The sequence below is a fragment of the Pseudonocardia sp. ICBG601 genome (assembly GCF_020496245.1).
On record NZ_JAHLJA010000148.1, the window covers coordinates 2,537,630 to 2,548,976 of the forward strand.

10 protein-coding genes are annotated in these 11,347 nt (G+C 75.4%); 6 read left to right on the forward strand and 4 right to left on the reverse strand.

Going from position 1 to position 11,347, the window contains the following annotated elements:
* Nucleotides 1–81: 81 nt before the first annotated feature.
* Together dapA and KPL57_RS41495 are read left to right on the forward strand one after the other, a co-directional pair.
* Nucleotides 82–960: a 4-hydroxy-tetrahydrodipicolinate synthase gene (gene dapA, locus KPL57_RS41490; protein WP_226355881.1), complete on the forward strand. Its 879-nt coding sequence runs from the start codon at nucleotides 82–84 to the stop codon at nucleotides 958–960.
* The gene (locus KPL57_RS41495) at nucleotides 957–4,172 is read left to right on the forward strand and encodes a carboxyl transferase domain-containing protein (protein ID WP_264199236.1); all 3,216 of its coding nucleotides are present in this window, start codon (nucleotides 957–959) and stop codon (nucleotides 4,170–4,172) included. The genes dapA and KPL57_RS41495 overlap by 4 nt, the downstream gene beginning before the upstream one ends.
* A 12-nt stretch (nucleotides 4,173–4,184) precedes the next feature.
* Here KPL57_RS41495 and KPL57_RS41500 read toward each other — a convergent pair whose 3' ends face one another.
* Nucleotides 4,185–4,991: a MerR family transcriptional regulator gene (locus KPL57_RS41500; protein ID WP_226355883.1), complete on the reverse strand. Its 807-nt coding sequence runs from the start codon at nucleotides 4,989–4,991 to the stop codon at nucleotides 4,185–4,187.
* An 87-nt stretch (nucleotides 4,992–5,078) separates the two neighbouring features.
* Between KPL57_RS41500 and KPL57_RS41505 the strand changes: the two genes are divergently transcribed.
* Genes KPL57_RS41505 through KPL57_RS41515 form a run of 3 tightly spaced genes read left to right on the forward strand, consistent with a single transcriptional unit; the run spans nucleotide 5,079 to nucleotide 7,829 of the window.
* Nucleotides 5,079–6,137, forward strand: coding sequence for a ferredoxin reductase (locus KPL57_RS41505; protein ID WP_226355884.1), 1,059 nt, complete (start codon nucleotides 5,079–5,081; stop codon nucleotides 6,135–6,137).
* Between the two features lie 29 nt (nucleotides 6,138–6,166).
* The gene (locus KPL57_RS41510; protein ID WP_226355885.1) at nucleotides 6,167–7,348 is read left to right on the forward strand and encodes an acyl-CoA desaturase; all 1,182 of its coding nucleotides are present in this window, start codon (nucleotides 6,167–6,169) and stop codon (nucleotides 7,346–7,348) included.
* 49 nt (nucleotides 7,349–7,397) lie between these two features.
* On the forward strand, nucleotides 7,398–7,829 hold the full coding sequence (locus KPL57_RS41515) for a hypothetical protein (protein WP_226355886.1): 432 nt from the start codon (nucleotides 7,398–7,400) through the stop codon (nucleotides 7,827–7,829).
* A gap of 13 nt (nucleotides 7,830–7,842) precedes the next feature.
* On the opposite strand, the gene KPL57_RS41520 is transcribed toward KPL57_RS41515, so the two are convergent.
* A complete protein-coding gene (locus KPL57_RS41520) occupies nucleotides 7,843–8,223 on the reverse strand; it encodes a nuclear transport factor 2 family protein (protein WP_226355887.1) in 381 nt (126 codons plus the stop codon).
* 141 nt (nucleotides 8,224–8,364) lie between these two features.
* Between KPL57_RS41520 and KPL57_RS41525 the strand changes: the two genes are divergently transcribed.
* Complete coding sequence (locus KPL57_RS41525) at nucleotides 8,365–9,171, forward strand: helix-turn-helix domain-containing protein (RefSeq protein WP_308253088.1); 807 nt, start codon at nucleotides 8,365–8,367, stop codon at nucleotides 9,169–9,171.
* A 7-nt stretch (nucleotides 9,172–9,178) separates the two neighbouring features.
* On the opposite strand, the gene KPL57_RS41530 is transcribed toward KPL57_RS41525, so the two are convergent.
* Entirely contained in the window at nucleotides 9,179–10,354 is a 1,176-nt protein-coding gene (locus KPL57_RS41530) for an acyl-CoA dehydrogenase family protein (protein ID WP_226355888.1), read from the reverse strand.
* An 89-nt stretch (nucleotides 10,355–10,443) separates the two neighbouring features.
* On the reverse strand, nucleotides 10,444–11,319 hold the full coding sequence (locus tag KPL57_RS41535) for an alpha/beta fold hydrolase (RefSeq protein WP_226355889.1): 876 nt from the start codon (nucleotides 11,317–11,319) through the stop codon (nucleotides 10,444–10,446).
* Nucleotides 11,320–11,347: the final 28 nt, after the last annotated feature.

The window sequence follows — 11,347 nt, forward strand, 5'->3', positions numbered from 1 at the left end:
TGAGAGGAAACCCGCACCGGGACGTCGGTCCCGCTTGCTACGGTCGCACCGGCAGGAGCAGCGGTACCAGGGAGGCCCGGCATGATCACCGGAAGCATCGTCGCGATCGTGACCCCGATGCACGACAGCGGCGAGGTCGACCACAAGGCCCTCGGCGAGCTCGTCGAGCGGCAGGTCGACGCGGGCACCGCGGCGATCGTCTCGGTCGGCACGACCGGCGAGTCGTCCACGCTGTCGGTGCTCGAGCACACCGAGGTCATGCGGCGCACCATCGAGGTCGCGAACGGCCGGGTCCCGGTCATCGCCGGCACCGGGGCGAACTCCACCGACGAGGCGATCCACCTGACCCGCGCCGCGCGGGCGGCCGGCGCCGACGGCGCGCTGCTCGTGACGCCGTACTACAACAAGCCTCCGCAGGAGGGCCTCTACCAGCACTTCAAGCGGATCGCCGAGACCGTCGACATCCCGCAGTACCTCTACAACGTCCCGGGCCGCACGGCCTGCGACATGCTGCCGTCGACGGTGGCCCGGCTGGCGGAGATCCCGAACATCGTCGGCCTCAAGGAGGCCAAGGGCGACCTGGACCGGGTCCGCGAGCTCGTCGCGCTGGGCCTGGACGACTTCGCGCTGTACTCCGGTGACGACGGCACCGCCCGCGCGTCGATGCTCGCCGGGTTCCACGGCGACATCTCGGTCACCGCGAACGTCGCCCCCGAGACGATGGCCCGGATGTGCAAGGCCGCCGTCGCCGGTGACGCCGAGACCGCCTCCGCGCTCGACGCCGACCTCGCGGGCCTGCACGCGGCGCTGTTCTCCGAGCCGAACCCGATCCCGGTGAAGTGGGCCCTGGCCGAGCTGGGGCTCATGCCCGGCGGAATCAGGCTGCCGCTGGTGCCGCTGGACGAGTGGCACCACGAGGACGTCCGCGCCGCGCTGCGGGCCGCGGGTCTGCTGTCCTGAGCCCCGCGCTCCCCGGGGCGCTGCTCGTCGCCAACCGCGCCGAGATCGCCGTCCGGATCATGGAGACGGCGTCGGGGCTGGGCGTGCGCACGGTCGCCGTGCACGCGGCCGACGACGCCGCCTGCGCGCACGTCGCCCGCGCCGACGCCGCCGTCGCGCTGCCCGGCACCGGCGCCGCCGCCTACCTCGACGTCGACGCGCTGGTGTGTGCCGCCGTCGACGCCGGGGCCGGTGCGCTGCACCCCGGCTACGGGTTCGCCTCCGAGAGGCCGGCGCTGGCCCGGGCCTGTGCGGACGCCGGAGTGGTGTTCGTCGGGCCGTCGCCGCAGGCGCTGGAGCTGTTCGGGGACAAGGCCGCCGCCCGCGACCACGCGGGGGCGCTCGGCGTACCGGTGCTGGAGGCCGTCGAACCCGCCGACGGCGCCGCGCTGCTGTCCCGCCTCGGCCCCGGCGGCGCCGTCATGGTCAAGGCCCGCTCCGGCGGCGGCGGGCGCGGGATGCGCCCGGTCACCGACCCGGCCGACCTCGACGACGCCGTGCGCCGCTGCTCGTCCGAGGCGCTCGCCGCGTTCGGCGACGGCGCGGTGCAGGTCGAACGCCTCCTGCCGGCCGCCCGGCACGTCGAGGTGCAGGTCCTCGGCGACGGCACCGGCGCCGTCGTGCTGGGGGACCGGGACTGCTCCGCGCAGCGCCGCCGGCAGAAGCTCGTCGAGATCGCGCCCGCCCCCGCCGTGCCCGCCCCGGTGCGCGCGCGGCTGCACGAGGCCGCGCTGCGCCTGTGCGACGGCTACCGCGGCCTCGCCACCGTCGAGTTCCTGCTCGCCGGGCAGGACATCGCGTTCCTGGAGGTCAACCCGCGGATCCAGGTCGAGCACACCGTCACCGAGGAGACCACCGGCCTCGACCTCGTCGAGCTGGGGCTGCGGGTCGCCTACGGCGCCCGGCTCGCCGACCTCGGCCTCGCCTCCCCGCCCGCGCCGCGCGGGACCGCGGTCCAGGCCCGGGTGACGACCGAGACCGTCGGGCCGGACGGGGCCCTCGTCCCGGCCGCCGGGACCCTGACCCGCTTCCAGCCGCCCGCCGGGCGCGGGGTCCGCGTCGACACCCACGGCTACGCCGGGTACCGGGTCGGGCCGCGCTACGACCCGCTGCTGGCCAAGGTCGTCGCCCGCGGGGCGACGCCGGAGGCCGCTGCCGCCGCCGCCCGGCGTGCCCTCGCCGGGTTCGACGTGGCCGGCGTCGCGGTCACCCTGGGGCTGCTGCAGGCCGTCCTCGCCCGCCCCGAGCTGGTCGACGGGACACTGGACACCACCTTCGTCGACCGGCACCTGGTCGAGCTGGCCGCGGCGCCCCGCGAGACCGTGCTGCCCGCGACCGGTGCGCCCGAGACCGGCGCGCCCGCGGCGGGTGACGCCGCGGGTAACGGATCGGCGCCGGGCCCGGCGGTCGAGGTCCCCGCGGACCGGACCGCCGCGCGCGCGTCCCGGCCCGGCGTCGTCGTGGCGCTGCCCGCCCCGGCCGGGCAGGTCGTCGCCGCGGGCGGCGAGGTCGTCGTCCTCGAGTCGATGAAGATGGAGCACCCGGTCACCGCGGAGCGGCCGGCCCGGGTGGAGACGGTCGTCGTCGCCGTCGGGGACGCGGTCGAGGCGGGGGAGCTGCTCGCCGTCCTCGCCGACGCCGACCCCGCGGACGCCCCGGGCCGTGCCGAGGACGTCGACCCCGACCGGATCCGGCCCGACCTGGCCGAGGTCCGCGACCGCCGCCACGGCGGGCTCGACGCCGGCCGGCCCGCCGCCGTCGCACGCCGGCGGTCGGCGGGACGGCGCACCGCCCGGGAGAACGTCGCCGACCTGCTCGACCCCGACAGCCTCGTCGAGTACGGCGCGCTGACCCTGGCGGCGCAGCGGGCCCGGCGCAGCACCGCCGAGCTCGTCGCCCGCACCCCCGCCGACGGGATCGTCACCGGCACCGGGACCGTCGGCGGACGCCCGGTCGCCGTGCTGGCCTACGACTACACCGTGCTCGCCGGCACCCAGGGTGTGCTCAACCACCGCAAGACCGACCGGCTCCTCGAGCTCGCCGAGCGCGACCGGCTGCCGGTCGTCGTGTTCGCCGAGGGCGGCGGTGGACGGCCGGGGGACACCGACACCTCCGCCGTCACCCAGCTCGACGTGCCGACCTTCCGGCTGTTCGCCCGCCTGCGCGACCGGGTCCCGACCGTCGCGGTCGTCGCCGGCTACTGCTTCGCCGGCAACGCGGCCCTGGCCGGGGCCTGCGAGCTGATCGTCGCGACCGAGGGCAGCAGCCTCGGCATGGGCGGCCCGGCGATGATCGAGGGCGGCGGGCTCGGCGTCGTCGCACCCGGTGACGTCGGCCCGATGCCGATGCAGTGGGCGAACGGCGTGGTCGACCTGCTGGTGCCCGACGACCGGGCCGCGGCCGCCGCGGCCCGCCGGTACCTGCTGCACGTCGCCGGGGACCCGGTGCCCGGCGGGCACGCCGACCAGCGGCTGCTGCGCCACCTCGTCCCGGAGAACCGGCTGCGCGCCTACGACGTCCGCCGCGTCGTCGACACCCTGTGCGACACCGGCTCCGTCGTCGAGCTGCGCGGCGGGTTCGGCGCGGGGATGGTCACCGCACTGGCCCGGCTCGACGGCCGCGCCGTCGGCGTGATCGCCAACGACCCGGAGCACCTCGGCGGCGCGATCGACGGCGACGCCGCGGACAAGGCCGCCGCGTTCCTGGCGCTGTGCCAGGCCCGCGGGCTGCCGGTCGTGTCACTGTGCGACACCCCGGGGTTCATGGTCGGCCCGGACGCCGAGCGCACCGCGACCGTCCGCCGGTTCGGGGCGATGTTCGTCGCCGGGGCACGGCTGACGGTGCCGGTGGTGACGGTCGTGCTGCGCAAGGGCTACGGCCTCGGCGCGATGGCGATGGCCGGCGGTGACCTGCACGCGCCGGTGCTCACCGTGGCCTGGCCGACCGGCGAGTTCGGCGGGATGGGGCTGGAGGGCGCGGTCCGCCTCGGCTTCCGCGACGAGCTGGCCGCGATCACCGACGAGACCGCGCGGCGGGCCCGCTACGACGAGCTCGTCGCCGGGTACTACGAGCGCGGCAAGGCGCTCAGCGTGGCGACGGTGTTCGAGATCGACGACGTCATCGACCCCGCCGACACCCGGGCCGTGGTCTCCCGCGCGCTGCGCGGGCGCTGACCGGCCCGGTGGTCAGGACGGCGCCCCGTCCGCGGACGGCTCCGCGGCGTCGGGGGCGAGGGTGGGGCCCGCGCTCGTGGTCTTCACGTTGCGCACGATGTCGCGGCCGAAGGTGACGTCGACCCGCTCGGCCACGGCCAGCTCCAGCACGGCGATCATGACCTCACCGGAGATGCGGCGCATCCGCTCGATCGTCTCGTAGACGCGCGGCCACTGGTCGTCGGGACGGCCCTCGGCGTCGAAGGGCTGCCAGATCTCGCCGAGGAACAGGTCGACGTAGAGCCGGGCGACGGCGTCGGCGTGCTTGCGCAGCTGCTCCACGACGTCGAGCGAGCGGGTGATCGGGATGCCGAGACCGGTCAGCTCGGCGGCGGCGTTCATCAGCCGCGGGCTGATCTCCTCGTAGGTGTCGTCGCCCAGCTCGCGCAGCAGGCCCATCTTGACCCCGCGCCTGGCCACGCCGACGTCGGTGCTCTCGTACCGTTCGGCGAGCTCGGCGAGGTGCACGATCTGCCGGTCCTCGGGCGCGAACAGCGCGCGGACGGTCCGGATGAACTGCACGACCTGCTCGGTGGAGCCACCGGTGGTGTCGAGCAGCTTCTTGATCGTGTCGAGCTTGACGCCCTCGTCCTGCAGGTCCTGGATCAGCTCCAGACGCGCCGCGTGACCGGGTCCGTAGTAGCCCGTCCGGGCCTTGACCTGCGGCGGGGGCAGCAGCCCCCGGGACTGGTAGGCGCGGATGTTGCGCACCGTGACACCGCTGGACCGCGCCAGCTCGTCGATGGTGCGCCAGTCCGCCGACTCCGGGTCCTCGACCATGACACAGAGGATAACAGGCAGGCATGTGACACAGGATTCAAGAGGCCCCGGTTGCTATGTGACATCAAACCGTGCACAGTCGATGTCATGTTCCGATCCGCTCCTGGCACGACCTCGCGCCGCCGGGGCCTGCTGGCCGCCGCGAGCGCCCTCACGACCCCGCTGCTGCCCGAGGACTTCCTGACGCTGGTCGACCCGCTCTGGTCGACCACGTCGCTGCGCGGCCGGGTCGTCGCCCGTCGCCGCGAGACCGGCCGTGCGGTCTCGGTGACCATCGAGCCCGGGCGCGCCTGGGCCGGGCACCGCGCCGGCCAGTACGTCGGCATCGGCGTCGAGGTCGACGGCGTCCGGCTCACCCGGAGCTACTCGCTGACCTCCCCGGAGGACGCCGAGCACCTCACGGTGACCGTGCAGGAGGTCGACGGCGGCGCCGTGTCGCCGACCCTGGTCCGCGACCTGCCGATCGGCACGATCGTCGAGCTCGACCAGGCGGCGGGCGGCTTCGTCCTGCCCGACCCGCTCCCGGAGAAGCTGCTGTTCGTCACCGCGGGCAGCGGCATCACCCCGGTGATGGGCATGCTGCGCACGCTCGACCGCGCCGGGACGATGCCCGACGTCGTGCTCGTGCACGGCGCCCGCACGTCGGAGGACACGATCTTCCGCGCCGAGCTGGCCGGCCTGGCCGCGCGGCACCCGTCGCTGCGGGTCGTGCTGCGCCACAGCGCCGTCTCCGGGCGGCTCGACCCCACGACCCTCGACGCCGCCGTCGCCGACCGGGCGGACCGCGCCGTGTACGCCTGCGGGCCCGACGGCCTGCTCGATGCCCTGGAGGGCGCCTGGGACGGCGTCGTGGCCGAGCGCTTCACCCCGCCGGCCCGCGCCACCGAGGGCACCGGCGGCACCGTCGACCTCGGCGGGGACGACGTCGTCGTCGAGTCCGGCCAGAGCCTCCTCGAGGCCGGGGAGGCCGCCGGGAAGCTCATGCCCAGCGGCTGCCGGATGGGCATCTGCTTCGGCTGCGTGCTGCCGCTGCGCGAGGGCCGGGTGCGCGACCTGCGCACCGGCGAGGCGCACGGCGAGCCCGGCGACCTGGTCCAGACCTGCATCAACTCCGCGTGCGGCCCCGCGCGCATCGACCTTCCCTGACACACCCGCTCCGACCGAAGGAGGTCCTCATGACCGCCGTCCTGGAGAACCCCACGCACGCCGAGCCCGGCCCCGAGGAGACCGGCCGCGAGCAGCACCCGCAGCGCCCGGTGCTGGAGCTCGTGCCGTCGTCGCGCCGGGAGGACGTGGCCGCCACCACCGACCTCACCGCCGAGCAGATCGAGGAGCTCGGCCGCCGCCTCGACGCGATCCGCGACCGCGTCCTCGCCGAGCGCGGCGCGTCCGACGCCGAGTACATCCGCGGCGTCATCCGCAAGCAGCGGGCGCTGGAGATCGGCGGCCGCGCGCTGCTGTTCGCCGGCGTCCTGCCGCCGGCCTGGATCGCCGGCACCGCGATGCTCTCGATCGCCAAGATCCTCGAGAACATGGAGATCGGGCACAACGTCATGCACGGCCAGTGGGACTGGATGCGTGACCCGAAGATCCACTCGTCGACCTGGGAGTGGGACAACGTCTCGTCCTCGGCGGAGTGGAAGCACTCGCACAACTACATGCACCACACCTACACCAACGTCGTCGGCAAGGACCGCGACGTGGGCTACGGGATCCTGCGCCTGTCCGAGGAGCAGCGGTGGACGCCGTACTACCTCGGCAACCCGCTCTACAACTTCCTGCTCAGCCTGTTCTTCGAGTACGGCGTCGCGCTGCACGACCTCGAGGTCGAGAAGGTCGTGGCGGGGGAGAAGCCGCTGAGCCGGGTGTGGCAGCAGATCAAGTCGATCGGCCGCAAGACCGGCCGCCAGATCCTCAAGGACTACGTGGCCTTCCCCGCGCTGGCCGGGCCGTTCTTCCTGCCGGTGCTCGCGGGCAACCTCACCGCGAACCTGGTGCGCAACGTCTGGACGCACGCGGTCATCTTCTGCGGGCACTTCCCGACCGGCGCCGTGCAGTTCACCGAGGAGCAGCTGGAGGACGAGAGCCGCGGCGAGTGGTACGTCCGCCAGCTGCTGGGCTCGGCCAACCTCGACGGCGGCCGGTACTTCCACCTGATGACCGGCCAGCTCAGCTTCCAGATCGAGCACCACCTGTTCCCGGACCTGCCCAGCAACCGCTACGCCGAGATCGCCCCCGAGGTGCGGGAGCTGTGCCGGGAGTACGGGCTGGAGTACACGACCGGGCCGCTGTGGAAGCAGTACATGCAGGTCCTGGGCACGATCAACCGACTGGCCCTGCCGAACGGCAGGCGCTGATAGCTTCCCCTGATGTCCGATCCGTCCGGATCGGCGGAGGGGGGCGGTCGTGCGGCACCTGATGGGGATCCTGGTCGGGCTCGCGGGGACGGCGGTGGCGCTCGCCGTCGCCGGCGCCGGGATGGGCATCGCCTACGAGGGCATGATGCGGATGGACCTCGACCGGGTCCCGTCCGGGTCCGGGCTGCTGCTGGCCGGTGGTCTGCTGCTGGGCGGGGTGGCCCTCGCCGCCCGGCTGTCCCCGGCGGCGCCGCTGACCGCGGCCGTCCTGCTCGCGTCGGCCTCGGCCTGGACGCTGGTCGACCCGCAGGCGCCGTTCGCGCTGGGCCGGGGGCTCGGCTACCTGCTGAGCCTGCAGTACGGGATGCTCCTGGCCGGGCTGCTGGCCGTGGCCGCGTTCGTCGTCCCGCGGCGGCGGGCCGAACCCGGCCCGCCGCCGTCGTGGGCGCACGGCCCGTCGTCGGGGCCGGTCGTCCACTGACCGGCCCGGCCCGTCAGAGGGCCGGCACGACGTCGAGGAAGCCGTGCACCTGCGCGATCCGGCCGTCGCCGTCGGTCACGACGACGTCGAAACCGACCACCGGAGGCTCGGCGCCCGACGCGAAGACCTCCGGCGGGGCCGCCTGCCAGCGGAACCGCGCCCGGTCGTGGTGCGCGTCGACCTCGCCGTGCAGCCGGAACTCGAACCCGGCCAGCTTCTCCCGGGCCGCGCCCAGGAACCCGGCGACGCCGTCGTGCCCGGTGACGTCGGCGAGCGGGTCGGTGTAGCGGACGTCGGTGGTGAACAGCTCGGCGACGCGGGCCTTCCGCGCCGCCGGGTCGGCCTCGTTGAACGCCGCGACGTAGCGCTCGGCGAGGGCGGTGAAGTCGGTCATCCCTACCTCCTGGGTGGTGCGGTTCGGACCTCACCGAGCCTGCTGCCACCGTCGCCGCGGCGCGATGACCTGCGGGGTAACCGGATCCGCCTACCCCGCAGGTAGTCGTCGCGACGCCCGGGTCCGGCTAGCGTCGGCCCGGTGAGCGACACCGACGTCCGTCCGGCCCGCACCGCGGGACCGGGGGAGATGCTGCGGTTCTGGCGGGGCCGCCGCCGGCGCAGCCAGCTCGACCTGGCGCTCGCGGCGGGGGTCTCGGCGCGGCACCTCAGCTTCGTCGAGACCGGCCGTTCGGGCGCGAGCAGGGAGCTGCTGGGCGCGCTCGCCGAGGCGCTGGAGATCCCGCTGCGGGAGCGGAACGCGCTGCTCCTGGCCGCCGGCTACGCCCCCGCCTACGCCGAACGGTCGCTCGACGACCCGGACCTCGCGCCCGTGCGGGAGGCGCTGGCGCGGCTCGTCGCCGCGCACGACCCGTACCCGGCCCTCGTCGTGGACCGGTGGGGCGACGTCCGGCTCGCCAACGCCGCGGCCTCGGCGCTGCTCGCCGGCCTCGACCCGGCCGTGCTCGGGCCGCCGCCGAACGTGCACCGGGTCTGCCTGCACCCCGCCGGGCTCGCGCCGCGCATCCGCAACCTCGCCCAGTGGCGGGAGCACCTGCTGCACCGGCTCGAACGGCAGGTGCGGATGACCGCGGACCGGCGGCTCGCCGCGCTGCTCGCCGAGTGCCGGGACTACCCCGGGCCCGAGGAGACCGCGCTGCCGTCTCCGGGCTCGGACGTGCTGCTGCCGCTGGTCCTCGACACCGACGACGGCACGCTGAGGTTCCACTCGGTGGTCTCGACCTTCGGCGCACCGCACGACGTCACCCTCGCCGAGCTGGCGCTGGAGACCTTCCTGCCCGCCGACGACGCCACGCGCGCCGCCCTCACCGCCCGCGCCGGCCGGTGAGCCCCGCTCAGCCCGCGACGCCCGGGGACAGCGACAGCACCGGCACCGTCCCGTTCAGCGCGAAGGCCCCGACCACCTGCTGCTTGTAGACGATCGGGTTGTGCACGGCGAGGGTGCGCGCGTTGCGCCAGTGCCGGTCCAGCGCCCGGTCGACGTCGACGGTGGACGCGCCGCCGACCTCGAACAGCTCCGAGGTCGCGTCCAGCACCAGCTGCGGCACCGTCGACTGGGCCCGGTACACGTCGAGCTCGGCGGCCGGGCCGTGGCCGGGCTCGGACAGCGCCCGCTCCAGCGAGGCGGCCGCGGCGTCGACGACGGCGGCGACGGTGAACGCGGCCGCGTCGACCTTCCCGACGACCTGCTGCACCAGCGGGTCGTCCTTGGGCAGGTCGGCGTTGCCGTAGGGCCAGTTGCGGCGCCGGTCGCGGACGTAGGCGGCGGCGTCGTCGGCGGCGCGGCGGGCGATCCCGGCCAGCGCCGCCAGCTGCACCAGCTGCAGGAACCCCTGCCGGACCGGCTGGTGGGCGTCGGTCGGCGCGGGCCGCACCTGGGCCGGGTCGACCTCGACCGCGGTGAACCGGGTCGTGCCGCTGGCGGTCAGCTTCTGGCCGAACCCGCGCCAGTCGTCGACCCGCTCGACACCGGGCGCGGAGGTCTCCACCAGCACGCTCACCCGGCTGCCGTCCTCGTCGAGGGCGACGACGTCGACGAGGTCGGCGTAGAGCGTGCCGGTGCAGTAGAACTTCTCGCCCTCGAGCAGCAGCTTGTCCCCGTCGCGGCGCAGCACCGTGGTGGAGGAGTTGCGCGCGACGCCGCCGCGCTCGGAGATGGCGTTGCCGACGAGCCGGCCGGCCGCGACCTGCTCCAGCCGCCCGCGCAGTACCGGGTCGTCGGCGGCACCGGCCGACCACAGCTCGGCGAACAGCAGGTGCGTCCGCAGCGCCTGCGGGATGTTCGAGTCCGCCGCCCCCAGCTCGACGAGCAGCGCGAACAGCTGGCGCAGCGAGGCCCCCGCGCCGCCGGCCTCCACCGGCAGCCGGACCGCGCCGAACCCGGCGTCGCGCAGGGCGGCGATCTCGTCGACGGGCAGCCTGCGGGTCAGCTCGCGCTCCACCGCGCCGGCGGCGATCTCGTCGAACAGCGGGCGGAACCGGGCGTGCAGCTCGGCGTCGGTCACGGGCACGGGGTCTCCTGGGAGTTCGGGGACGCGCGTGGGGAGCAGGTCGGCGCCAGCGTAGGTGCCCGGCCCGCCCGTCCGCCGTGACCCGTGCCTCAGCGGGCGTGCGCCCGGGCGGCGGTCCGCACGATCCCCTCGACGAGCTCCGGCCACACCCACCGCGGCAGGTCGTGGCCCATCCCCGGTACCTCCACCAGCTCGGCGCCCGGGACGGCCGCGGCGGTCGCACGGCCCCCGTCGGGGCGGATGACCCGGTCCTCGCACCCGTGCAGCACCAGCGCCGGGCAGGTCAGCGCCCGCAGGTCCGCGGTCCGGTCCCGCTCGGCGACGATCGCCGCCAGCTGCCTGCCGGACCCGCTGCCGTCGCCGGTCTCGCGGGCCTGCGCCCGCCGGAACGTGACGCGGACGTCTTCGTCGTCCACGGCGGTCCGGTCGCGGGAGCCGATCCGGCGGAACGACCGGACCAGGCCCTCGACCGGGTCCGCGGGCGGCGGCCGCAGGAACTCCGGCAGCATCCGCGGCGCGGTCCGCCCGGTGCCGTCGCCGGGGCGGCCCATCACCGAGGTCAGCGACCGGACCAGGCCGGGGTGGCGGATCGCGGTCTCCTGGGCGACCGAGGCCCCCAGCGAGGCACCGACCACGTGCGCCCCGGACGGCGCGACCCGGGCGATCAGCCCGCCGGTGTCGTCGGCCATGTCGGCCAGGGTGTAGACCGGCCGGGCCCGGCGGGTCAGGAACCCCCACGCCGAGATCCCGGGGCCGAACAGGTGCGTCGAGCGGCCGACGTCGCGGTTGTCGAACCGCACCACCCGGAACCCGCGGCCGGCCAGGGCGGCGCAGAGGTCGTCGCGCCACCAGTCCAGCGACAGGCCCAGGCCCATCACCAGGACCACCGCCGGGTCGGCGGGGTCGCCGAAGGACTGGTGGCACAGCCGGACCGCGCCGACGTCGGTGTACTGCTCGGGTTCCACACCCCGCGTTCGGTCGGACACGACCCGC

Coding starts and splice junctions, on each gene's coding strand:
- dapA (WP_226355881.1), top strand. CDS start 82: ATGATCACCGGAAGCATCGTCGCGATCGTGACCCCGATGCACGACAGC.
- KPL57_RS41510 (WP_226355885.1), top strand. CDS start 6,167: ATGACCGCCGTCCTGGAGAACCCCACGCACGCCGAGCCCGGCCCCGAG.
- KPL57_RS41500 (WP_226355883.1), bottom strand. CDS start 4,991: ATGGTCGAGGACCCGGAGTCGGCGGACTGGCGCACCATCGACGAGCTG.
- KPL57_RS41505 (WP_226355884.1), top strand. CDS start 5,079: ATGTTCCGATCCGCTCCTGGCACGACCTCGCGCCGCCGGGGCCTGCTG.
- KPL57_RS41520 (WP_226355887.1), bottom strand. CDS start 8,223: ATGACCGACTTCACCGCCCTCGCCGAGCGCTACGTCGCGGCGTTCAAC.